The 25,535-nt window shown below is 41.8% G+C and carries 16 protein-coding genes; 11 read left to right on the top strand and 5 right to left on the bottom strand.

The annotated features are described in order from the left end of the window. The first annotated feature begins 7 nt into the window (after positions 1-7). The 8 genes from IQ236_RS01720 (at position 8) to IQ236_RS01685 (ending at position 12,598) form a co-directional block, all read left to right on the top strand. Positions 8-775: a cobalt-precorrin-6A reductase gene (locus tag IQ236_RS01720; protein WP_193867679.1), complete on the top strand. Its 768-nt coding sequence runs from the start codon at positions 8-10 to the stop codon at positions 773-775. 120 nt (positions 776-895) lie between these two features. After that, a complete protein-coding gene (acpP, locus tag IQ236_RS01715; protein WP_193867678.1) occupies positions 896-1,132 on the top strand; it encodes an acyl carrier protein in 237 nt (78 codons plus the stop codon). 867 nt (positions 1,133-1,999) lie between these two features. After that, positions 2,000-3,736: a group II intron reverse transcriptase/maturase gene (ltrA, locus tag IQ236_RS01710; RefSeq protein WP_193867677.1), complete on the top strand. Its 1,737-nt coding sequence runs from the start codon at positions 2,000-2,002 to the stop codon at positions 3,734-3,736. Between the two features lie 133 nt (positions 3,737-3,869). Continuing rightward, entirely contained in the window at positions 3,870-5,123 is a 1,254-nt protein-coding gene (gene fabF / locus IQ236_RS01705; RefSeq protein WP_193867676.1) for a beta-ketoacyl-ACP synthase II, read from the top strand. A gap of 179 nt (positions 5,124-5,302) precedes the next feature. Further along, positions 5,303-6,472 carry a sulfate adenylyltransferase gene (gene sat, locus IQ236_RS01700; protein WP_193867675.1) on the top strand — a complete coding sequence of 390 codons (1,170 nt, stop codon included), beginning with the start codon at positions 5,303-5,305 and terminating at the stop codon, positions 6,470-6,472. A 314-nt stretch (positions 6,473-6,786) separates the two neighbouring features. Next, a complete protein-coding gene (locus tag IQ236_RS01695) occupies positions 6,787-9,069 on the top strand; it encodes a caspase family protein (protein ID WP_193867674.1) in 2,283 nt (760 codons plus the stop codon). Between the two features lie 406 nt (positions 9,070-9,475). Beyond that, a complete protein-coding gene (locus IQ236_RS01690) occupies positions 9,476-11,539 on the top strand; it encodes an elongation factor G (protein ID WP_193867673.1) in 2,064 nt (687 codons plus the stop codon). 249 nt (positions 11,540-11,788) lie between these two features. After that, entirely contained in the window at positions 11,789-12,598 is an 810-nt protein-coding gene (locus IQ236_RS01685) for a sulfite exporter TauE/SafE family protein (RefSeq protein ID WP_193867672.1), read from the top strand. 83 nt (positions 12,599-12,681) lie between these two features. Here the strand turns inward: IQ236_RS01685 and IQ236_RS01680 are convergent, their stop codons facing one another. The 5 genes from IQ236_RS01680 to cphA form a co-directional block, all read right to left on the bottom strand. After that, positions 12,682-13,401 (bottom strand): hypothetical protein, encoded by a 720-nt coding sequence (locus tag IQ236_RS01680; RefSeq protein WP_193867671.1) that lies wholly within the window; start codon positions 13,399-13,401, stop codon positions 12,682-12,684. A 303-nt stretch (positions 13,402-13,704) separates the two neighbouring features. After that, on the bottom strand, positions 13,705-15,201 hold the full coding sequence (locus IQ236_RS01675; protein ID WP_193867670.1) for a UDP-N-acetylmuramoyl-L-alanyl-D-glutamate--2,6-diaminopimelate ligase: 1,497 nt from the start codon (positions 15,199-15,201) through the stop codon (positions 13,705-13,707). Between the two features lie 106 nt (positions 15,202-15,307). Next, positions 15,308-15,583, bottom strand: a complete 276-nt coding sequence (locus IQ236_RS01670) for a glutaredoxin family protein (RefSeq protein WP_309235918.1) — start codon at positions 15,581-15,583, stop codon at positions 15,308-15,310. Then, positions 15,583-19,866, bottom strand: a complete 4,284-nt coding sequence (locus IQ236_RS01665; protein ID WP_193867669.1) for an EAL domain-containing protein — start codon at positions 19,864-19,866, stop codon at positions 15,583-15,585. The genes IQ236_RS01670 and IQ236_RS01665 overlap by 1 nt, the downstream gene beginning before the upstream one ends. 585 nt (positions 19,867-20,451) lie before the next feature. Beyond that, positions 20,452-23,034, bottom strand: a complete 2,583-nt coding sequence (gene cphA / locus IQ236_RS01660) for a cyanophycin synthetase (RefSeq protein ID WP_193867668.1) — start codon at positions 23,032-23,034, stop codon at positions 20,452-20,454. A 289-nt stretch (positions 23,035-23,323) separates the two neighbouring features. Here cphA and IQ236_RS01655 point away from each other — a divergent pair, with 289 nt between their 5' ends. The 3 genes from IQ236_RS01655 (at position 23,324) to IQ236_RS01645 (ending at position 25,531) form a co-directional block, all read left to right on the top strand. Continuing rightward, positions 23,324-23,482: a hypothetical protein gene (locus tag IQ236_RS01655; RefSeq protein ID WP_193867667.1), complete on the top strand. Its 159-nt coding sequence runs from the start codon at positions 23,324-23,326 to the stop codon at positions 23,480-23,482. A gap of 174 nt (positions 23,483-23,656) precedes the next feature. Next, the gene (locus IQ236_RS01650) at positions 23,657-24,832 is read left to right on the top strand and encodes a hypothetical protein (protein ID WP_193867666.1); all 1,176 of its coding nucleotides are present in this window, start codon (positions 23,657-23,659) and stop codon (positions 24,830-24,832) included. A 105-nt stretch (positions 24,833-24,937) separates the two neighbouring features. Further along, positions 24,938-25,531 carry a TIGR04376 family protein gene (locus tag IQ236_RS01645; RefSeq protein WP_193867665.1) on the top strand — a complete coding sequence of 198 codons (594 nt, stop codon included), beginning with the start codon at positions 24,938-24,940 and terminating at the stop codon, positions 25,529-25,531. The last annotated feature ends 4 nt before the right edge of the window (positions 25,532-25,535 follow it).

Genomic DNA, 25,535 nt, shown 5'->3' with positions numbered 1-25,535 from the left:
TAGTTTTATGCTAAAATCCATTGATCGAGTGTGGTTAATTGGAGGAACCCAGGAAAGTGCAAGATTGGCTCAGGCGATCGCCCAATGCCAAATCTATTGTATTATTAGTGTAACGACAGAATCAGCACAATGTCTCTATCCCGAATCAGAATTTTTAACGATTTGGGTGGGAAAATTAGAACCCAACCAAATTAACTTATTTTTAACAAATTATAAGATTAATCGCATTTTAGATGCTTCCCATCCCTATGCTGTAGAAATTTCTCAATTAGCAATTGCCATTAGCCAAACCCATCAAATTCCCTATTTACGGTATGAACGTCCAGCTATAAAGTCTGAAAATTCAACTCATCTTCTGTATTTAGACCGTTTTGAAACTTTATTAACCGGGGATTATTTAAAAGGAAAACGAGTTTTACTAACCTTGGGATACCGCAGTTTATTCCAATTTACCCAATGGCAAGAGCAAGCCGTCTTATTTGCTCGAATTTTACCGTCTCTTATGGCTTTGGATGCTGCTTTAAAAGCCGGATTTACCCCCGATCGAATTATAGCAATTCGTCCCCCCCTCTGTTTAGAATTAGAACGGGCATTATGGCAACATTGGAAGATTTCGCTGGTCGTCACAAAAGCTTCTGGATCAGCAGGAGGCGAAGATCTAAAAATGAATTTAGCTCACCAATTAAATATTCCTTTAATTATTATTGCCCGACCCCAGATTGATTATCCTCAAATGACTCACTCTTTTAAGACTGCCGTTGAATTTTGTCAATAGGGAACCGGGGAATGGAGGTCGGGAAAAGTCAACCCCCAAAAAATCTCTGAGATCGTTGCTGCGGTGATCCCCCTTTCCGATAAGATGGTATACGCGGCATCCAAAAAGGAAAAATAGGATATGAGTACAACTGACGAAAGAGTAAAAAGAATTATTGCAGAACAATTAGATGTTAAGGAAGAGGAAATTATTCCTTCGGCGACTTTCGCCGAAGATTTAGGCGCGGATTCCCTGGATACAGTAGAACTGGTCATGGCATTGGAAGAAGAATTTGAGACCGAAATTCCCGATGAAGATGCTGAAAAAATTAAGACCGTTCAAGACGCTATAGACTACATCAAGGCCAAGGAGGAGTAAATTCCATCGACCACCAAGCCAAAGCATCGGCTTAATCTGCAATTGAAGTAAAATCAACAGAATAAGCGAAGGATTAGCCTTCCACCAGTCTCACGGAAATTTTGCTGCGTTCGACTGTCTGGCTTAGGCAATCCCAACCCCTCTTAATTAAACTACTGTTATAATGTTAGTTTTGGTGCGAGGCGTTCCTGTCAAAGTCTAGGGATAATACCCCAAAACGTAAACAGGGAGACAGGTATAGACAATGGGTACACAATAAATCCAATCGAGCCTGCCTTAACTTTGGAAATGTGACCTTAAAGGAAGGTCAATCTCGGAGTCAATGATAATGATTAGTAGTAGTTATTATCAAAGAGATACGGCAATTCCCACAGTGTCAGACTGATTATCAAAGCACTGAAGCTGGGAGTAACGGGAAATCGGATATAAATCCAATATCTAAGAAGTTCTCTAGCCAATTGCCCATGAATAACGAAAGTGAACATCCGACTTGAACCATCGTAAACATTAAGTAGCGAAATTGATTTGATACGCTGCGCTCAAAATGAGCAAGGGGAATAGGTAGAGGTCTCAAAACTACCTCTATAAAAAAAATGGTAAGGTTATCTCCAAAACACTTACTAAGACTCCCGAAAGTACCCCGGTGGAGAGGATGATTCTAAAGGCAATGAACCCATTTTCAAGGAACGTTAAAAGTCCTCATATACTCCTACAGAGGTCGAATACTGTTAGGTAGCTACAAATCTAAAGCGGATGTTGTGAGGATGAGAGATGGAGTCAGAAGCTAATACCTAAATGTAATGTTTAGGATACGCTGATAGTCTCCGGTTTAGTTGTTAGGTAAGGTTGTGATTAGTATTTAAAACGGTGAAAACGAGTATAACCAAGACTACGGGTACATGGAATTCTATTAATTGGGCGAAAGTCCAACGGGTAGTATTTAAGATACAAACACGAATTTACCAGGCATCATTATCGGGACAAAATGCAAAGGCTCGAAAGCTCCAGAAACTTCTAGTCAAGTCATATTATGCCAGACTTCTAGCAATTAGAAAGGTAACACAGGATAATCAAGGCAAGAAAACAGCCGGGATTGATGGAATAAAATCCATTACACCTAAACAACGGTTAGAACTAGCTGAAAACCTGGGAAAATACCAAAAAGCCAAACCACTCCGAAGGAAATGGATACCCAAACCCAACGGGGAAAAACGCCCACTAAGTATACCGACTATAAATGATAGAGTTAGGCAAGCCTTGGTTAAATTGGCTTTAGAACCCCAATGGGAAGCCAGATTTGAGGGTGAAAGCTATGGGTTTAGACCCGGACGTTCAGCCCATGACGCGATGTCACGAATCTTCCAAAGCATCAATAAAGGTGAATATTACATCTTAGATGCTGACATCTCTAAATGTTTTGACCAAATTAATCATGATTACCTACTGTCTAAAATTGATTGTCCATCAATAATAAAAGCTCAAATCAAACAATGGTTAAAAGCTGGAGTGATGGATAACGGCATATTTGAAGCAACAGAGGCAGGCACACCGCAAGGAGGTGTCATCAGTCCCCTACTGGCTAACATCGCATTGGATGGAATGATTGAATTAATCAAGCGCAAATTCCCTAAAAAGAATAGCCGCATTCAAGCTCAAGTCATTAGATATGCCGATGATTTCGTGGTAATCAGCCCACAATTAGAAGTCATTCAACAATGCCAAATTGATATTGAAGAATGGTTAAAACCTATAGGATTAGAGCTTAAACCCTCAAAAACCCGAATTTGTCACACGCTGAGAGAAATTGAAGTTAAGGGCGAAATGGTTAAACCAGGATTTGAATTTCTAGGATGGAACTTCCGGCAATACCCAGTGGGTAAACACCACGCCAGTAAAACAGGAAGTCAAAACTCCAAATTATTAGGATTCAAAACCCTAATAAAACCTAGTAAAAAGTCAATTAAAGCTCATGCCGATAAGATGAAAGATGTGATTAAAAACCACAAAACTGCACCTCAATACGCATTAATCAAACGCCTAAATCCAATCATAAGAGGATGGTGTAACTACCATTCCAAAGTTTGCTCCAAAGAGACATTCTCCTCATTAGACCACAAAACATGGCAAAGATTAAGAGCATGGACAGTCAGCAGATGCGGTAAAGCAGGTCGCAAGAAGTTATCCAAATACTTCAAGAAAAACGATAATAGAGCATGGAATTTTGAAACCAACGATGGTTTTAAGCTACTCACTCATGCAGAAACACCTATTACTCGTCATGTAACCGTAAGACCCGACGCATCACCCTATGACGGAAACTGGACGTACTGGAATACAAGAATAGGTACATCCTATGATGTACCAAAACGAGTGACATTTCTACTTAAAAAACAGAAAGGCAGATGTAATCTCTGTGGACAATATTTTACCCCAGAGGATGTTGTAGAAACCGACCATATTCAACCCACATCTTTAAAAGGGAAAAATGAATATAAGAACCTACAATTACTACATCGCCATTGTCACGATATTAAAACGGCAACTGATGGGTCTTACAACCCAAAAGAAACCGGATGTTCTGATGACAGCAGACAGCTAGACTAGGAGCCGTGTGCGGTAAAAGTCGCACGCACGGTTCTGAATGGGAGGTGAGGGTTGTAAAGCCTTCATCGACCCCTAATCTTCTCACGCTTTGTTCTGCATTTTAGGTGATTAAATTCTTGAATCGACGAAAATCATGACTACGATGAATGTTAAGCGCGTTGTTGTAACAGGTTTAGGGGCAATTACTCCGCTCGGAAATACCCTAGCTGACTATTGGGAAGGGTTAATGAGCGGACGGAATGGGATCGGCCCCATCACCTTATTTGATGCGTCAAAGCATGATTGTCGCATAGCGGGGGAAGTCAAAAAATTTGACCCCTGTGATTATATTTCGCGCAAAGAAGCTAAACGGATGGATCGCTTCGCCCAATTTGCGGTGGCGGCTAGTCAACAAGCCATCGCAGATGCGGGCTTCGTCATTAATGACCTAAATGCAGAACAGGTGGGTGTCATTATTGGAACTGGTATTGGCGGACTCAAGGTACTCGAAGATCAGCAAGAGATCTATTTAAATCGGGGCCCAGATCGCTGTAGTCCTTTTATGATCCCGATGATGATTGCCAACATGGCGGCGGGACTCACAGCCATTCATACGGGAGCTAAAGGGCCAAATTCCTGTTCTGTAACCGCTTGTGCGGCGGGTTCAAATTCCGTCGGGGATGCCTTTCGTTTAATTCAACGGGGCTATGCTCAAGCGATGATTTGTGGGGGAACCGAAGCGGCGGTGACTCCTTTATCGGTGGCTGGATTTGCGGCGGCACGGGCACTATCAACCCGGAATGAAGAACCCCTCAAAGCTTGTCGTCCTTTTGACAAAGATCGAGACGGGTTTGTGATGGGAGAAGGCGCTGGAATTCTGCTCTTAGAAGAATTAGACTGTGCCTTAAGTCGTGGCGCTCGCATTTATGCGGAATTAGTCGGTTATGGCATGACCTGTGATGCCTACCACATGACCTCCCCCGTTCCCGGTGGAGCAGGCGCAGCTAGAGCGATTTCCTTGGCGATGAAGGATGCTGGATTAACCCCTGACCAAATTAGTTATATTAATGCTCATGGAACCAGTACCTCTGCTAACGACACTACAGAAACGGCAGCGATTAAAAAGGTATTAGGTGAAAGTGCTTATCAGGTGGTGGTTAGTTCCACAAAGTCGATGACGGGTCATTTATTAGGGGGTTCTGGAGGCATTGAAGCGGTGGCGACGGCAATGGCCATTGCTGAGGATCGGGTTCCTCCAACGATTAATTTAGATAACCCTGACCCAGAGTGTGATTTAGATTATGTTCCGCATACCAGTCGCGCTCACACCGTTAACGTCGCCTTATCGAATTCCTTTGGGTTTGGAGGCCATAATGTGACCTTAGCGTTTAAAAAATTTCAACCCTAACTCCGTAAAGACAAGCGATGGCGCGTCTGTATCTTAGAAAAATAGCCACTTTATCAATAATGTTGATGGAGTGGCTGTTGCAGTTATTAAGCTGTTCTGTACTCGCGTAACAGGGTAGGATAGAAATATAAAGAAAATTTAAGAATTGTTGTCTTTGTAGTCAACTTAGAGAGGTATCCTTGAGTCATCATCTCGACGCCATTGCTCCCCATGGTGGACATTTAATTAACCGTATTGCCACTCCTGACCAACGGCAGGAATTTTTGGACAAAGGGGAACATTTACCCAGAGTTCAGTTGGATGAGCGCTCGCTCTCTGATTTAGAATTAATTGCTATTGGTGGTTTTAGTCCCCTCACCGGGTTTATGGAACAGGCGGACTATAAAACCGTCGTCAACCAAATGCACTTGAGTAATGGTTTGCCTTGGTCAATTCCCATTACTCTATCGGTTTCTGAAGAGGTAGCCTCAACCCTGACTGAAGGGGGTTTAGTTCGTTTAGATGCCCCGACGGGGGAATTTGTGGGCGTTTTGGAACTCACCCAAAAATATACCTACGATCAGGAAACCGAAGCCCTCAACGTTTATCGCACCACAGACGAAAAACATCCAGGGGTGAAAGTTGTTTATGATCAAGGGGGCGTTAATCTCGCTGGCCCAGTGTGGTTATTAGAACGTCAACCCCATCCCTACTTCCCGAAATATCAAATTGACCCCGCAGACTCACGGGCAATGTTTCGAGAAAAAGGATGGAAAACCATTGTCGGATTTCAAACTCGAAACCCTATCCATCGGGCCCATGAATATATTCAAAAATGTGCCTTAGAAACCGTTGATGGATTGTTTTTGCATCCTTTAGTGGGAGCTACCAAATCCGATGATATTCCGGCAGATGTACGGATGCGGTGTTATGAAATTTTGATTGACCATTACTATCCTAAACAACGGGTTATTTTAGCGATTAATCCCGCCGCCATGCGTTATGCAGGCCCCCGTGAAGCGATTTTCCATGCCCTAGTGCGGAAAAATTATGGCTGTACTCACTTTATTGTGGGTCGAGATCATGCCGGGGTTGGGGATTATTATGGAACTTACGATGCTCAATATATTTTCGATGAGTTTGAACCTGGGGAATTAGGTATTACTCCGATGATGTTTGAACACGCTTTTTATTGTACTGTGACTGAAGGTATGGCTACCAGCAAAACCAGTCCCAGTACCCCAGAACAGCGCATTCATTTATCAGGAACTAAGGTGCGAGAATTACTGCGTCGTGGTGAACTTCCACCCCCGCAATTTTCCCGCCCCGAAGTTGCCAATGAACTGATTAAAGCAATGAAGGTGACGTAATCAGTCATCAGTGATCAGTTATCAGTTATCAGTTATCAGTTATCAGTGGAAGAGTTAAGGGTTGATGGTTAAATAGTTATTAATTAACAACGATTAACCCAAACTCTAAAACCAAAGACTTTATGAGCAGGTTTATCAAGATTTTAGGGAATTAATAAAGTTTTTCTTGATCTTGCTCCTAGTTACGAAAACAACTGATAACTGGCACAAACGTGCCATGGCACGTCTCTACTGATAACTGATAACTGATGACTGATAACTGATGACTGATGACTGATAACTGATAACTGATAACTGATGACTGATTTTTGGTAATGGGATTAAAACGACGGGAATTTTTACAACAGGCTGGCTTACTGCTGGCGGCGCTGGGGATTCAGGGAAGACTTTATGATCGTTCCTATCAAGCCTTAGCACAGCCAACCCGACGAAAGTTAGCTTTATTGGTGGGAATTAATCAATATCCCAGTGGAAATCGCATTGAAGAACCGTTACAAGGCTGTTTAACGGATGTGGAATTGCAACGCAATTTATTAATGTATAAATTTGGGTTTCAACCTGATGATATTCTCACCTTAACCAACGAAGCTGCAACTCGTAACCAAATTGAATCCGCCTTTATTTCCCATTTAATTGAACAAGCTCAAATGGGGGATGTGGTGCTGTTTCATTTTAGTGGTTATGGTAGTTGTATTCCCCGTCATCCTCTTGTTTCTAATTCACCTCAAATTCAATATTCTTATCTGCCTGTTGATGCCGAAGTGTCAGAACAGGAAACGGTTAATGATATTTTAGAAGATACTTTATGGTTATTATTGCGATCGCTACCGACCTCTGAAGTCATTACGGTTTTAGATACAAGTTTTATTTATCCTGGACATCATCAACAAGGGACGCTTAAAATTCGTGCCGTCTCAAGTCCAACAACCTTGGAAATTAATCCCGCAGAACTGGATTTACAAGATCAATTGTTATCTCGTTTCAACCTTTCACAAGAAGAATTAGAATACCGAAAACCGGGTCAATTACCCGGATTAGTCTTAGCCGCATCTAAACCTTCCCAAGTCGCCACAGAAGGCCGATGGGATGGCTTTAATGCCGGATTATTTACTTATACTTTAACCCAAGCTTTTTGGGGTGCAAGTCCCTTCCCGAATTTAACGGCCCAAATCCGCCGAGTGGCGGGAGAAGTTGAACAAATAGTTGGGCCGTGTCAGCAACCTCAACTCCGCAGAAGCTTAAATCCTGCTCAAGCTGAATCAGATGTTTCTCTAGGGAGTTTGTGGGTTCCTGCTTTACCTGTTGATGGGGTAATAACGGGGGTTGAAGAGAATGGGAAAACCGCTCAAGTTTCATTAACAGGGCTACCAACGTTTGTATTAGATTCATTGGGTTTAAATACAATATTAACGATTATTTCAGAGTCTAATTCTTTAGAAAATCCGGTTTATTTACAACTGCGTTCTCGCGCGGGATTAAAAGCCAAAGCACAGATCAAAACGACGGATTTAAACTTATCTTTTGGGTTAGAAGTTGGACAAAAACTACAAGAATTTATTCGAATTTTACCGAGGCAAATTAATTTAAAAATTGCCTTAGATCCTGAATTAAATCGAATTGAACGGGTGGATGCGACCAGTGCATTTTCCGGGTTTTCTCGGATGACAATTGTAGCGAGTGATCAACCTGCGGATTATTTACTCAGTCGCGTTACGGATACGACCATCGCCCAAGCTTTAAATACTCCCTTATCGCCGATTTTTCAAGGACGCTATGGCTTATTCTCCAAGGGTTCAGTGTTGCTTCCCGATACCATTGGTGAAGGAGGAGAGGCGGTAAAAGTGGCGGTACATCGGTTAATTCCCCAACTCAAAACCCGTTTAGCCATTAAGTTATTAAGATTAACAGAAAATGAACGCTCTTCGCAGTTAAAAGTGAGAGCAACTTTAAATTTATTAGCCCCTCAATCTCAAGTTTTAATTAAACGGGAAACAACTGGAATTTTAAACAAAATTAATCCAGAAACTCCTCCATCTGTTAATTCTATTTCAACTTTAAGCCCATCTTTTCCTTCGGCTTCCGAAAATCAAGGAATTGTGACAGTTTCTGTAGGGAGTCGTTTACAATATCAACTGCAAAATCAGGGAGAGTTTCCCGTTTATTTTCTACTGTTTTATGTTAATAGTGAAGGACAAACCTATCTATTTCATTCAGGTTTTGATCCTCAGCAACAACAAATTGCACCGGGTAAATCTATGAGTGTCCCTCCCGCTACAGTTTACAGTGGTAACTCTTCTACGGAAATTATCGGAGAACTGGTTAAAAGTCCAGCCGGATTAGCAGAAACCCAGGTGATTTTAAGCCAAAATCCCTTTGTGGAAACCTTAACAATTTTAGATAAAAGCATTAAAAAAAGTGAGGGATTATTGAAGTTCAACTTAATCTCAAATCCTTTGGATATTGCTGATGCTATTTTACAAGATTTGAATCGAGGCAGTCAACAAAGCTTAGAAAAAATGGGAGTGATTACGGATGATTTGGCTTTAGATATTAATAGCTGGGCAACGTTTAATTTTGTTTATCGGGTTGTGGGATAAGCTGTTGATATTGATAGCTCTTTAAACCGCGTTTTGAAACCTGATGAAACTCAAACCCAGAGCCATTCTCAATTCCTAAACCCTTGACCCAAACCTGCCTCAACCGTCTCCTTAATATTCATTTACAAATCTTGTAATAAGTTCATAATGTTTTTTTTGATGAACAAGATGTTAACTTGTGGCAAAAACACTATAAATTAAAAAGTAAGCGAATCAAGAAACCGGAATCTTAAAGGAGTAGTACCAAGTCCCAACTAAAGCGATTCAATAGATGTCTATCTACAGTCAACGGATTCGTTAAATTTAACAATTCCTTAATTTTTGGGACTCCATCCTCAACGGTTGATCCTGATTTTTTGAGGATAAAACCTCAGAATGAGTCACTTATATTTGTGGAGCAATAGATATGCCAGAAACTATCACAAACTGCCGTAATATCGCCATTGTTGGCCCCTATTTAAGCGGGAAAACCGCACTTTTAGAAAGTATTTTGTCTGTGACCGGAGTAACCACTCGCAAAGGAACGGCAAAAGATGGTAACAGGGTTGGGGACAGTTCCCCAGAAGCCCGCGATCGCAATATGAGTGTAGAAGTTAATGCCGCCTGTACCGAATATGGCGGCATTCGCTTTACATTTTTAGATTGTCCGGGTTCTGTAGAATTTGCCCAAGAAACCTATAATGCTTTAATCGGAACGGGGTTAGCCATTGTCGTCTGTGAACCTGATCCCGGCCGGATTTTAACCTTATCTCCCCTGTTCAAATTCTTGGATGACTGGGAAATTCCCCATCTGGTTTTTATTAATAAAATGGATCGGGTTTGTACCGATGAGGAACGTTGTGTTACCAGTTTTAGCGAACTCTTGAATGCTTTAAAAGCGGTTTCCACTCGTCCTATTATTCCTCAACAATATCCCATTGGAAATGGTGAACAATTGGTCGGTTTTATTGATTTAATTACCGAACAAGCCTATCATTATCATCCGGGTGCTCCCTCTGATCCTGTCCCCCTTCCCGAATCGCTCAAGGATGCTGAACACGCTGCCCGTCAAGCGATGTTAGAGGAGTTAGCCAATTTTGACGATCATCTATTAGAAGAATTATTAGAAGAAATTGAACCGCCTCAAGATGAAATTGTCAAAGATTTAAAAATGGAATTAGGAGCGGATTTAATTGTACCTGTATTAATTGGGGTAGCGGAACAAGATCATGGGGTACGGGCATTATTAGATGCCTTAGTTCGGGAAGCTCCAGAACCTACCATTACCGCAGAACGACGGGGGCTGAAATCTTCCGAAGGATGGCCTATTGCCCAAGTGCTCAAAACCTATTACACCCCCCAAGGCGGTAAACTTTCCCTGGTGCGGGTTTGGCAGGGTGAACTCACCGAAGGCCAGACCTTAAATGGGGTACGACCGGGGGGAATGTATCGGCTGATGGGACAACAAACCCAAAGCGTACAAGGGGCAAAAACCGGGGATATTGTGGCTTTGGCGCGGATGGAAGGAATTCAAACCGGAGATACCTTAACAACGGAACTTAATCAATTAAAAAATCCGTTACCGAAAGCAACTTTATTACCGGCGGTTTATGGCTGGGCAATTACCCCAGAAAACCGCAAAGATGAAGTTAAAATTAGTGCGGCTTTATCTAAAATGTTAGATGAAGATCCCTCGTTAAGTTGGGAACAAAATGGAGATACCCATGAAATTATTTTATGGGGTCAAGGTCAAATTCATTTGCAAGTGACATTAGATCGGTTACGGCGTAAATATAATTTACCGATGGTCACTCATTTGCCTCGGATTCCTTATAAAGAAACCATTCGCAAAAATACAAATTCTCACGGTCGTTATAAACATCAAAGTGGCGGTCATGGACAGTTTGGAGATGTGTATTTAGATATTAAACCTCAACCCCGTGGGGAAGGGTTTAATTTTGATGAAAGGATTGTGGGGGGTGTGGTTCCTCGTCAATATATTCCGGGTGTTGAAATTGGGGTGCGAGAATATTTAAGCCAGGGGCCTTTAGGGTTTCCTGTTGTTGATGTGGCGGTAACATTAACTAATGGTTCCTATCATTCTGTGGATAGTTCCGAACAAGCTTTTAAACAAGCTGCTCGGTTAGCCATGCAGTCAGGAATGGAAAAATGCGAACCCGTTTTATTAGAACCGATTACTTCTGTTGAAATTTGTGCACCGAGCGATTTTACCTCCCAAATGTTTCAGTTAATTACCGGGCGTCGGGGGCAAATTTTAGGCTATGAAGCGATGTCAGACTGGAAAGGATGGGATAAAATTTCTGCCTATATTCCCCAGGCGGAAATGCAGGATTTAATTGTAGAATTGCGTTCTTTAACGTTAGGAGTAGGTTATTTCAATTGGCAATTCGATCATTTACAAGAAGTTCCTGAAAAGTTAACGGAACGGATTTTAGCAACGAGTAATGGGAATGGTAATAGTAAATCATAAATTCCTGTAAGCTGAAAAATCTCCCTTTTTGAGTTAACAGCATTAGGGAGATTTTTAACTTCTATAAACTTTTTCTAAAACTGAACCTCCATTTTTATCCCAACATGGAAAATTTATCTGGGGTCGCTAAAAATCTTTATTTCCTGAAACCCAAATTTATAGAAAATCGGTTTCTGTACAAAACTTGATTATAATCAACAAATCACTGAGAGAAATCCAGTTTATTGATCAACTACGGAATCCTTAAAGATGACCTCTTTTGAATTAATGATTTTAGCGACGGCGGGACTCGTTGCAGGAATTTTAGCGGGCTTTTTAGGAATTGGTGGAGGAACGGTTTTAGTCCCGTTATTAGTCGCATTAGGCTATACCCCGGTTCAAGCCGTTGCGACCAGTAGTTTATCAATTGTGATTACCGCAATTTCGGGGAGTGTACAAAATTGGCGCATGGGATATCTTAGTTTCAATCGTGTGATTGGTATTGGATTTCCGGCTATATTAACCGCACAAATAGGGGTATTTTTGGCAGAATTAGTTTCCTCCAGATTATTATTATTTTTATTTGGATGTTTATTATTATTAAATGTTTATTTAGTAGAAGTGCGGCAACAAATAACAGCCCAGAAAAAACAAAAAGAAGAACAACAAGTTTCTGATTCTGCTATTTCTTCTCATCAAAATATCCTCTTTAATCCAGTATTTGCTCGAATTTTAACGGGAGGGACTGCGGGAATTCTAGCTGGATTATTTGGAGTGGGGGGTGGAATTATTATGGTTCCTTTGCAAATTGTTTTATTAGGAGAAACGATTAAAGTTGCAATTCAAACCAGTCTAGGAGTGATTGTCATTACCGCTATTTCTGCTTGTGCTGGACACGCTATTCAAGGAAATGTTTTATGGATTCAAGGAATTATATTAGGATTAGGGGGATTATTGGGAGCGCAAATTAGTACCCGGTTTTTGCCTAAATTATCGGATAAAACCGTTAGTTTAATGTTTAGAATTTTCTTAGTTATTCTTTCTGTTTATATCTTTAGACAAGCCACAATGCAACCCTAACAGGTTTCAGATTCACTTTCTAAAGGGGGATTAAAAACGAGAGCTAGGAAACTCACCAAATTTCTCTACAAACCCTTCATTCTTTAACCTTGTAGAGCCTTTTGAGATTGATCTCCCAGATAGTGCAATATTAAATTAATCGTGTCTTGCTTTACCCATCCTTTTTGTACCGCTAATGCACCAAATTGAAGATTAGTTTGTGGTTTTTCCGTGAGAATCTCCTCAATTTGTTGATCATCTAACAGTTTAGCTAATTTTAAATATTCACTTAACGGTTTCTGATGGGGATTTTGATGTAGATTCCGTAAATCTTCTACGAAAAACTTAATCGTTTCGGGTTCAATCAAGCCTTGATCAACTAAAATTTCTCCTAAGCGTAAATGATTGAGGTGGGTTTTTTGTGCTTTTAAAGCAACTTTAATTTGAAATTCTGTAATTAACCCCGCTTGGCGGAGTAAATAACCCAAGGGTAAAAATCGAGGATGATTGGAATTAATCGTTTTAGATAAAGATTGAACATCTGGGGACGGAGACGGTTTCACCCTGACCATTTGGGGTTGATAGTCATAGAAAGAATTAGTGAACTTATCATTAGAAGAGGATACAATTGACATTTGTGATTTCGTGACTAATTCTAGCCAAGAAATTGGGATTGTAATCGGCCAAAATACTGATGTTAATGCTAAAACCCCCCACGAACTTTGATCTGTTAATGGTGTTGTTGAATCTTCGATGAATGCTTTAAAGCACACCGAAAACGAAGCTAAAACTCCTACTGTGTAATAGGCAATTAATATTTCCATTAGACTCTCTCTTCTTAGTCAGTGGTAGTAGTGCTTTAAATCAAAAAATACAATCTCTGGTCAAATGAGTTAGTCAATGAACCCTAGTGGAAAATCGACAGTTTAATTTGTAATTAGAACCTGATTTTAAACGGTTCTCCATCTTATCTTATCAAGTGTAGTGTTAAGATTTGAATACTTTAGTGAGTTTTTTTGTAAAAGTTTAGTAAAATCTTGAAACAAAAAAAGAGAGTTGAGGGGAAGACTAGACGAACGCTTCAACCTCAACCCTCTAAAAAAGACAGTTTCAGGGTCTAAATTGGATTAGGGGAGACGATCAGCTAAAGCATCACGGGCTTGTTCTCGGTCATCAAAATGAATTTTTTCGGTTCCCAAAATTTGATAATCTTCGTGACCTTTTCCCGCAATTAAAACGCCATCTCCCGGTTGAGCATCCAAAATGGCTTGATGAATGGCTTTAGCCCGATCAGCAATGACAATAGGCTTAATATTGTCGGGAATTCCGGCTAAAACATCTTGCAAAATCCGCTCAGGATCTTCGGTGCGGGGATTATCTGAGGTGACAACGGCCAGATCCGCTAATTCTGCGGCAATTTTCCCCATTTTCGGTCGTTTGGTGCGATCGCGATCGCCCCCACAACCAAACACACAAATCATCCGACCTGGAATAAACGGACGGGACGCCTTCAATAAATTCTCTAAACTATCGGGGGTATGGGCATAATCCACAATCACGCTAATATCTTGATTGGGGCTAATTTGCACCCGTTCCATACGGCCCGGAACCCCCGGAAACTCGGCAATTTTCTCGACTAAACGGGTTAAATCTAAGCCCAAACTTAACCCCGCCCCCAAAGCGGCTAACAAATTCGATAAATTATATTGACCGACCAACGGTAAATAAAACTCAGCCTCTCCTTGGGGAGTATGAAGAACCCCCTTCACCCCTGTAGGTTCATAACACAGTTGATCCGCCCATAAATCAGCATTTGAGTCATGGGTACTATAACTCCAAGCTTGATCTCCCAATTGAGCGATTAACCGTTGGCCATAGGGGTCATCGGCGTTAATAATGGCTCGACCCTTAAGATATTGGGGACTAAATAATAAAGCTTTGGCTGCAAAATAATCCTCCATCGTCGGGTGATAGTCCAAATGATCTTGAGTCAAATTGGTAAACACCGCCACTTGAAACGGACAACCGAGAACCCGTCCCTGGTCTAACCCATGGGAACTGACTTCCATCACCCCGAATTCACAACCCGCCGCCACCGCATCAGCCAGTTGTTCCTGAAGTTCAACGGAGAAGGGGGTGGTATGGGTTGCCGTTTCTTGAAATCCGGGCCAACGGACGTAAAGGGTTCCCAGTAAGGCCGTTGGGTGGTTAGTATTGCTGAGGAGATATTCAATTAAATGGGTGGTGGTGGTTTTCCCATTGGTTCCTGTCACCCCCAGCAATTGTAATTTTTCGGCTGGATAATCATAAAACGCTGCTGCAATTTGGACGCAGGTTTGGGTCATATCCGGGGTGGGAATAATGCAGGGGTGTTCGGCTGCGATGCGGTCTTGGGTTTTCTCGGCGGCGGTTTGGGAGATGAAGGCAGCTACTGCACCAGAGGCGAGGGCACTGGGCCAAAATTCTCCCCCATCTACACGGGTTCCCGGCATTCCTAAGAATAAATCTCCTGGCCCAGAAGCGATAGAGTTGGTCGTTAACCCCTTGATTTCTTCCTCTAAAGCGGGGTGAGACTGAAAGGGTGTTGATATTCCTGCTTTTGCCAGTAACTCTTTGAGCTTCATCTGTTAGCAATCCTCACGACTGGACTGATTTTATTTTGCATCATATCAGGGGGAAGCTGGCTATGTGAAACAGGCATTAAACAGGCAAGATGCCTGTTCCACTGACTTACCAATATTTTTGTAAGAGTTGTTCTAGCTGTATGACCGACATCCGGGGTGAGGGGCGAGGAATGCGTTGTTCTATGTTATCACTATCAGTCGATTTAAACAGCACAGGAATTTCATATTGATAGGTTTGAAACCAATCTTCCCGGCTTGTAATATCTCGAATTTCTAATTGAAATTCTCCTAACTTTTGGGAGGAGGCTTGAATTTTTTCTAATTTTTCTTGTAAGCCTTCGCACAAATGGCAGCCCGGTTTACTGTATAAAATCAGTGTAATCATACGATACCTTTGACCTCTGCTAATAAGAGTTGTGTTGCCTGTTCAGCTTCTAAGGGTTTAGCGAACAGATAGCCTTGTCCAAAGGGACAGCCTAATTGATGTAAAATTTTTCGTTGTTCACGGGTTTCTATGCCTTCAGCAACCACATCTAATTCTAAATTTTGAGCTAAAGAAATAATAGCTTTAACGATTTGTAAAGGTTGGCTGGTTTTTCCACTAAAGGGGCTGGTTTTTTGATCTAAACGATTAACAAATGAGCGGTCGATTTTTAAACTATTTAACGGGAATTGATGTAAATAACTTAGGGAAGAATACCCCGTCCCAAAATCATCAATGGATAAATGAATTTTGCGAGATTTTAATTGGGCTAGAATAATAAATGAGGTGGCTAAATTTTCCATAATCACACTTTCAGTAATTTCTAGCTTTAAATCACTGGGATTACAACCTGTTTCTGCTAGAATTTGATCGATTTGTTCTAAAAGGTTGGGTTGGCAAAGCTGTTTACTCGATAAATTAACACTCATGGTTAACGGATAAATGTTAGCCTCAAGATGATGTTTTTTGCTAGGAGATTGGACTGTTAAAGCCGTATGAAAACCCGCAAATTTTTGAGCTAATTGTTCTTGCCAAACTCGCAGTTGATGACAAGCTTCGCGTAAAACCCAAGCCCCTAATGGAATAATTAATCCCGTTTCTTCTGCAACCGGAATAAACTCCGCAGGTGAGACTAAACCTCGTTTGGGATGAAACCAACGGACTAAGGCTTCAAATCCTGTAATTTTACCCGTAGATAAAGAAACAATTGGTTGATAATAAACTTTAAAACCCTTGAGATTTATGGGTTGAGGTGGAGAAGATTCTAATAAATGTTCTGTCGTTTGTAAGACCTTGGGATGAGGATTTTCTGAAGGCGTTAAGGTTAAGGATTCTGAATGGGGGGGAGTTCCGATTCGCATTCGCCCATAAATCGCCTGTCTTAAATCCGTTTCAAGCTGCAACATTGACATCGCTTGACTATGAATCGTTAAGTCAAATACTTCATATCGAGCTTTACCTTTGGCTTTTGCCCGATACATGGCAATATCGGCATCTCGTAAAAAATCTTCAGGATTATTATACAATAAACACTGATAAGATTCACTATCATTTTCCAATTGCTGATAATAACCTCGGCTGGGAACAATGCCAATACTTACCGTTGTAAAAATCTCATGTCCTTGGATATAAAACGGCTGGGTTAATTCATCATGAATTTTCTCCGCCATTCTCGTCGCATCGGTAATATTTTGAATCTGATGAATCAAAATTGTGAATTCATCTCCCCCTAAACGAGCAACGGTATCAACTGGGTTAACACAGTAGAGAAGGCGGTGAGAAATTTCAATTAAGAGTTGATCTCCAATCAAATGTCCTAAACTATCATTTACAACTTTAAACCGATCTAAATCTAAAAATAAAACAGCAAACTGATAATTGGGTTCTTTTCGAGATCGTTTTAAGGCTTGGGCTAAACGTTCATTAAAAAAGCTACGATTTGGAAGTTGGGTCAGGGCATCATGTAAAGCTTCATACATCAGTTGAGCTTCAAATCGTTTTCGTTCGGTAATATCCCGAATAATAATTTGAATCGCCAATTGACCTTGATACGTTGCTGGAATTCCTACAATTTCGACATCAATTACTTCTCCGGTTAACCGAGTTAATTTTTGTTCTATTAAATCTAAAGGTTGCTGTTTGTTGATTGGGTCTTGAATTTGAGAGTGAATTAAAGTCAAATAATCAGGAGGAAGAAAATCAAAAATAGAACGACCGATTAAATCTTGAGGACGATTAGCTCCTAAAAGTTTGGCTCCAGCCATATTAATATAAACCAATTCTTCTCCATTATGAATAGCAATGGTTTCGGGAGACAATTCGACTAAACGGCGATAGCGTTCTTCGCTTTCTCGCAAAGCTAACTCCGCTTTTGCCCGTTGTTGTTCCGTTTGGTTAGCAGCAATAAATCGACCAATACTTTGAGCCATTAATTCTAAAATTTCCAGTTCATGGGATTCATAAGTAATGGTTTTAGCTTCTAAACAAGCAAACCCCAATGTGCCATAAATCTCGCCATTAACCCATAAGGGTGTTCCTAAACAGGTTTCTAAATGAAATCTTTGATAGCTTTCAAGTTGATTGAATTGAGAATTTTTCCCCATCTGGGTATGAACTTGGGTCGTCTGGGTCTGAATCACTTGCTTACAGTAACTTTCTTCTAAAGAGATCATACTACCCGGTTGAATTAAATTTAAATCGGAATGAACCGTATCGATAATAATCTGATTGTTTTCTAATCGGCTAATAAAACCAATCGACAATTGAAAAATTTCACAACCCGCCTGAAGATAATCCCGAAAGAGTTCATCTAAATTTTGATGGTTATAGGTGGTAATTCGATGTAAATTTTTGAGATGGGAACTAAACTGAGCCAAAGCTTGGGATTTTGAAACTAAATCTTGTTCAGATTGTTTGCGTTTAGTTATGTCTGCTTGGATGCCAATAAAATGGGTCAAATGCCCTTTAGGACTATACACCGGAGCGATGGAAAGTTCATTCCAAAAAAACGTCCCATCTTTGCGATAATTCCGCAATTCTACATGACATTCTGTTCCTTCTAAAATCCCTCGGCGAATGGCTTCAACTTCTGGCTTGTTAGGATCATTCCCTTGTAAAAATCGGCAATTTTTTCCTAAAACTTCTTCTCGGCTGTATCCGGTAATTTGCTCAAACCCAGAATTAACAAAAATAATTGGATTATCCGGTTGAGTCGCATCGGTAATCACAATTCCATTACTACTACTATCAATCGCCCGTTCCATTAAATGTAACCGTTCTTCGGCCCGATGGCGTTCAATGGCCGCAGCTAACACATTGGCAATGGCTTCCAAAAAATGAACATCTTCTGGGGTAAACTGACGAGGGTTGTGGCTATGGACACTTAAAACTCCCCAGGTCATGGATACCGGAAACTGTAATTGTTCTGGGCTGACTGTTTGGTCTTGGCCCCAACGGGAAATCACCACACTCATCCCGCTAATAATTCGATGATTATGCAGCAGGGGACTCCCGGAAAATCGAGTTTCTACCCGCAAATCATCCACAATCACAGGTTCATTTTTGAATAAGGTATACCCGGCTTGAGAGGTGACATGGGCACTAACCCGGGCATTCCCCACCAGTCCCCGTCGCCAACCGACGCCCGCCCGCAACCAAAACGCATGGCCACCGGGCATGAGTTCTAAGAGTTTACAATATTCTACATCCAGGGTTTTGACGACGGCAGAAACCACTTCATTCATCAAGGTGCCCAGGTCGGACTGAATCAAAGCTTGTTGACCCAGGTAAGCAACGGTCGCCTGCTGACTGACCTTGGATTGTAAAGTGGCTAAGAGTTGATGTTGAACTGGAAGGGCTGGAATTTCTGCCAAGATTTCCTGAACGTTGATTAACAGGGTTGTTAACTGGCCAAATTCATTGCGTAAAGGTAAAATCGTTGTCCGACACTGGCTTAATGTTCCATCTTGGCGTTGCCAGGGCAGGTCACGGGTACAGCCGGAACAGTTATAGCAATGATTTTGAGCGCAGAGGTCAGTAACCAGATGATGAAACAGGGGAAAATTTAAGGCTTCTAGGGTTTTACCCAGAACTTGAGATTTGTCATAACCAAACATCTGTGTGGCTGTGGTATTCCACTCAATAATCTGGTCTTGTGCATTAATTAAAATTACCCCGTCTTGCCAATGGTCAAAACTGGGGATAGGGCGTGACGGTAGGGGATGATGGGAGAAATTTGGAATCAGATTCGAGTAGGTGGATACAATCAATGATTCCCCATTCAGCGTCAATAACCGCATGGAGATCATTGTCCAGTAAAGCGCTCCATCAGCCTTCTTGACTTGTAGGGGTTGTTGTTGAATAGAATTTTTTTTTCGCAGTGTTTCCAGCAGGATTTCTCGATCCGTGAGATTGGCAAATAGATCGGAATCAGTAAAATTTAAAGGTTCGCCGATCAGAAATCCAAAGGTGTTTTGAAAGCAAGAATTGTAATAATAAATTCGGCCATCAGTCACCCGGCTGATTAGCAAGGGAACTTGCAATAATTCTGCAATAACTTGTATTAGGGCTTGGCTGTCTTGCAATGCAACCTCCACATCCGAATCCATGACCCATCTGCGATCAATGGATGCAATGGGATAAAGTTGTTCTTGATCTCCCTGTGTCTCGTGTTTGTTGAGCATCAACTAGGTTCCAGCATTTTTGGTTCGATTACTCGTGGTTATCGCTCACTGGCAGAGTATTCGATGCACCAAGGGTTTTTATCTGCTCCTCCCTATATATTCTACGATTATCATCATTAAATTTTGACTTTTTTAACGAAAATTAAAAAAAAGTTAACGGACATCTAGGCTTTGATTTAACAGCAGTGTCAGTGCAAGAGCAAAATTGCTTGCTCAATTAATGCCCTTGTCCCTGATAATTTTTTCTAAAAATAAAAATTTTAGGGTGAAAATCGAGGTGTTTCGTTACTTTTGTGTTACAATCAAGATCCTACTTAAATCTTAGAAGGATTGCATCTCTCTACAGAAGGATCAAGCTCCTGGGAAGATTTTCTCTACATTAAAACAAATCAATTTAGACGATCTCATGTAGCTCTTTTTTCAAATCTGATTCAACCATCGCAATTGTGATCACCAGAGAGAAGAAGAAATAAAGAACAGAATATCCAGAACATTTGAAGTTATTAAATATTAAGGGAATAGGGATGAAGTGATTATTTTCGAGTTGAATTCCCTACACCCTCATTTTTTTGTTGGGGTTTACTGTTACTGAAGCAACGCCAAAACTTGTTTAACGCTTTCGGGGAAAATCACAACCAGGCTACCAGGAGAAGCTTCCTTGAAGGCTGTTTCCAGGGCTGCTGTTTCTTGGAGAATAATCTCACAGTCAAAATCAGGATTTTCTTTCTTAACCCCAATCTGAATATATTTAGCCACGTCTCCCCTTGGACATCCGCGATTATCCTCATCTTCTTTAATAATAATGCGCTCGAACATTTGCGCCGCCAAGCGTCCTAATTCGATAAAATCTTCTTGACGGCGATCTCCGGGTGCACCAACAACCCCAATCCGTTTACCATCGGGCCAATTGCGAACAAACTCCAGAATCGCCTGGAAACTCGCTCGATTATGGGCATAATCCAATAAAATATGGAAAGACTGATAGGGAATTAAATTCATCCGTCCGGGGGTTTGTTCTACCGACATCTCAAACGTCCGCAACCCCTGACTAATCTCGGCAATGGTCACGCCCTGGAGATAAGCTGCTAAACTCGCAGCGAGGGCATTGGCAATCATAAAGGGCGCTAACCCGCGTAACGTTAGGGGAACATTGGCCATTTGTTCAACGCGGATCATTTGTTCTCCTTTTAAAAAGGATAAATAACCGGATTCATAAATCGCAGCAACGCCTCCCTGGGCAACGTGTTCATTCACAATCGGGTTATCAGCTTGCAATGAAAAATAAGCAACTTTCGCTTTTAAGTGTGATGCCATCGCGGCGACTAACGGGTCATCGGCATTTAACACAGCATACTTGTGAGCTACTTTTGCCACAACACTTTTGACGTCTGCCATTTCTTCAACGGTGTTAATATCCTGTAACCCTAAATGGTCTTCAGACACATTCAACACCACCCCGACATCACAGCGATTAAACCCTAAGCCAGACCGGAGAATTCCCCCCCGTGCGGCTTCTAATACGGCAATTTCAACCGTCGGATCATTTAAAATTAAAGCGGCACTAGCAGGCCCAGTATTGTCTCCCGCTTCCGCTAAAAAATCTCCAATATAAGTCCCGTCGGTGGTGGTATACCCGACAACTTTTTGAGTTTGTTTGAAAATATGAGCCGTTAAACGGGTGGTGGTGGTTTTACCGTTGGTTCCGGTAATGGCGGTAATCGGAATCTGGGCGGAGGTTCCGGGAGGATACAGCATATCCACAATCGGGGCTGCCACGTTGCGGGGTTTGCCTTCATTGGGTTGAATGTGCATCCGTAACCCCGGTGCGGCGTTAACTTCCACAATCACTCCATCCACTTCTCGCAATGGCCGACTAATATCGGGGGCGCTAATATCAATCCCGGCAATATCTAAACCGATAATTTGAGCCGCCCGCTCTGCAATCCAAATATTTTCCGGGTGGATTTCATCGGTGCGGTCAATGGCAATACCCCCGGTACTTAAATTGGCAGTTGCTTTAAGATAGCAAACCTGTCCCGATTTAGGAATACTATCTAAATGATAACCTTGTTGATCTAAAATATCAATACTTTGGCGATCTATTTCAATACGAGTTAACATATTTTCGTGACCCATTCCGCGACGAGGATCACGGTTCGTGTCTTCGACTAATTCGACTAAGGTGGAACGACCATTTCCAATCACATGAGCCGGAACTCGTTGAGCGACTGCCACAACTTTTCCTTGGACAACTAAGACGCGATAATCATTGCCTTTATAGTAACGTTCAACAATCACACTGCCGATTTTAGATTCATTTTTTGCCATTTGATAAGCATCTTCAGCTTCATGCCAAGTTTGAATATCCAGAGTAATACCACGACCATGATTTCCATCCAAAGGTTTTAAAACAATGGGAAATCCCCCAATATTATCAATGGCATTTTCTAAATCATCTAAACTATTAATGACCGTGCCTTTGGGAACGGGTAAACGGGCTGCGTCTAAGAGGGTTTTTGTGCCTTCTTTATCGCAAGCAAATTCAATGGCTAAAATATTACTACCATCGGTTTGTGAGGCTTGAATTCGGCGTTGATTTTTGCCATAACCGAGTTGAATCACATGGCGGGCGGGTAATTCTCTCCAAGGAATTCCACGAGATTCCGCTTCGCGGACAATAGCTTCCGTTGTTGGGCCGAGTTGAGCGTCTAGGAAAATTTCTTGTAAGTCTTGTAAATCCTGTTGCAGTTCTGTTTTGCGATAATATCCATCATCAATTAAACGATGGCATAACCTCACGGCGGCTCGGGCTGCATAGCGTCCCGCTTCAGCAATTTTATATTGAAAAATGACCCGGTAGACTCCGGTTTGAGAACTGGGACGAGTACAACCAAATTCCACAGGCATTCCCGCTAAGGTTTGCAATTCTAACGCAACTTGTAGAACGACATCACTCATCAAGATTCCGGTTTTTACATTTGTCATGAAATCTTGATATTTGGATTGATTGAAATGGGGGAAGATTTCTAGTAGTCCTTCGTAGAACTCTGGAATTTCAGGGGTGTAGCGATTATCCTTTTCTAAATCGAGGTGAATAATAATCAGGTGATGGTGCTCAATACTCCAATAGTTCGGCCCGCATAAGGTCTGGGTTTTTAGAATTTTCATAGTCATTGCCTCCTAAACTTTTGAATTCAGTGATTTGTGTTCCTCTTCATGGGGGAATCTTAGGCAACTCCAATTCACGATTTCAGCTTAGGGTAAATTATCCCACAATTTCAGAAAATGGGCGGGGTAAATTCCTAGAAATTGGGTAATTTTTTCTAAAATTTAAGGAAAATATTAGATTCTGTAGCTAAAGCCTATCGGATTAATTTTTTACGGATATTTTAAAAAATAATACAAATATAATTAGCTTGATTAATTAAACCTTGAATTCCAGATAGAATTGCCGGGAATGCCCTTAATTTTAACCTTTCTTCTTCGTCAATATTATAAGCAAATCAACGAATATTGGCAAGGGTGTCGCGATCGCCTCCAAGAAAATGATGGATTTCTAAATCGTTTTCCCGAAAAGGATGACTTGAGTATCCGGTATCTTTCCCAGGAAAGTTGACAAATTTAAAATTCTGTGGTATGTGTATTTAAACTGACAGATATTCTAAAATTTGCATAAAGTTTCTCTGAGATAGAGATCGGATTCGCCACAATGAATGATATAAAAATATCAATAATATAGCTGTATCATCAATAAATCGAGGTTAACGATTTACAGGGAGAGGAGCGATTAATGGCTCAAGAAACGATGAGTAAAACCCGATTGGAATTCTCCGAAGTGCCAATCGCCAAAGAACCGATCTCGGTAGAAGCTTATGCCGATGAACTCATGGACGACATTTTTTCCGATGTCGAACGTGTGATGCAGGGAGAATCCCGGCTACCCCAGGAACCCGCACAACCGGAATTTGTTTCGCTAAAATCGATTAAAGTTCCTCAGATTATTCTGCCTCCCATGCCCCGGTCGGAGGAAGAAGACGCCGAAAAATTACGCGATGCCAGTGCGGAAAAATCCTCTCCATCCCTGGATCGGATTCTGCTCATCGCCGCGTTTTCATCATTATTGATTACCTTATTATTATGGTTAGCAAGCCGGGGCGGTTTAGGGCGGTTATTTGCCCCAGAACCTGTCGCTATAGCCCCGGAACCGGTTTTAGATGCCAAAACTAAAGCGGATATTCAATTTTCCAATTATATTGAGCGATCCCTGAGCAATATTCAACAACAGAATCAACAAACCCCGTTAGGGTTGCCCCTTTTACCTCCTCCGGTTCCTAACACAGCCTTACCCACCCTTCCAGTTCCGGGGACTCCTCCCGTTGCTCAGGTGGCTCCTGTGATGGATACCAATAACCTCGTCGCCGCAATTAACCGTGTGGCGGGGGCGATTCAAGATGCGTCCAATCAAACAGCCTCTCTCTCACAAGAGGTGATGAAGAGTTTGTCTAAGGGACAACAACCCGCGCCGCCTGTCTCAACGGCGGTTCCCGGTGGCCGGAATTCGGGTTCTGTCCCCGCACCTGCTCCGAAAACAACCACCCCAGCCCCCAAACCGGAAGCGCAAGCCAAACCTGCCCCTGCTGTGGAAGTGGTTACTCCCACCCCCCAACCTCAACAAGCTGTTCCCGAAAGTAGTCCTGTGCCACCACCGCCTGCGGTGACTCCACCCCCCGCAGAACAGCCTACAGCCGTTAACCCAGCCCCTGCAACCACCCATACCTTAGTAGGAATTTTGGAATTGGGAGATCGTTCGGCGGCTTTGTTTGAAATTAATGGCGTCGCTCGTCGCATCTATGTGGGTGAAACCGTTGGGGCCAGTGGTTGGTCATTGGTTGAAGTCGCTAACCAAGAAGCTGTCATTCGTCGTAATGGGGAAGTTCGCACCCTTTTTGTCGGACAACAGTTCTAAACTGTAGCGGTAGATCAGTCAAAGTCCCCCTTCTTAAGGGGGATTTAGGGGGATCAAATCTAGGTAGAGTTGTTCCCCCTGTCCCCTTAGATTTAACTTTTAATTATGGGTTTATTTGAAGATTTTAATCGATTTTTAGAGACTCGTTTAGAAGAGTTTCTCAAAGATAATCCTAATTTAGCATTACAAGCGCTAGAAGAACAATTGCGGGAACAAGAAGAGGATACATTACGGTTAATTGCAGAGTTGAACCGAGAAGAAAAAAAGCTACAAGCGGAAATTTTAGAAATTGCTCAGGATATTCAAAAATGGCATGAACGGGTACAAAAAGCACAAGCCGCCAATCGGTTAGATTTAGTGACAGCAGCACAAGAACGAGAGGCGGCTTTACTGCGTCAGGGAAATCAACGTTGGGGACAAATGCAAGGCGTTAAAGAACGGATTCAAAAATCCAAAGAACTCTATTATCAAGTGCAACAACGCCACAAAGAAGTTAAAGTCAAAGCGGCAGAAATGGAAGCCAACCGTGTGAAATCCCAGGCTCAACAAAAAGCTCAAAATCCTTGGGAAACTCAAGGGTGGAATCAAAGTACATCCTATAGTAGTTCAAGTTCTTCGGGTGATCCTTTAGAATCGAAATTTAAACAATGGGAAATGGATGATGAATTAGACCAGTTAAAGCGAAATATGAAACGTTAAAATT

The organism is Planktothrix mougeotii LEGE 06226, assembly GCF_015207485.1.
Taxonomy (GTDB): domain Bacteria; phylum Cyanobacteriota; class Cyanobacteriia; order Cyanobacteriales; family Microcoleaceae; genus Planktothrix.
Note: the sequence above shows the minus strand (reverse complement) of the source record. Positions and strands in the feature narration are given on the sequence as shown.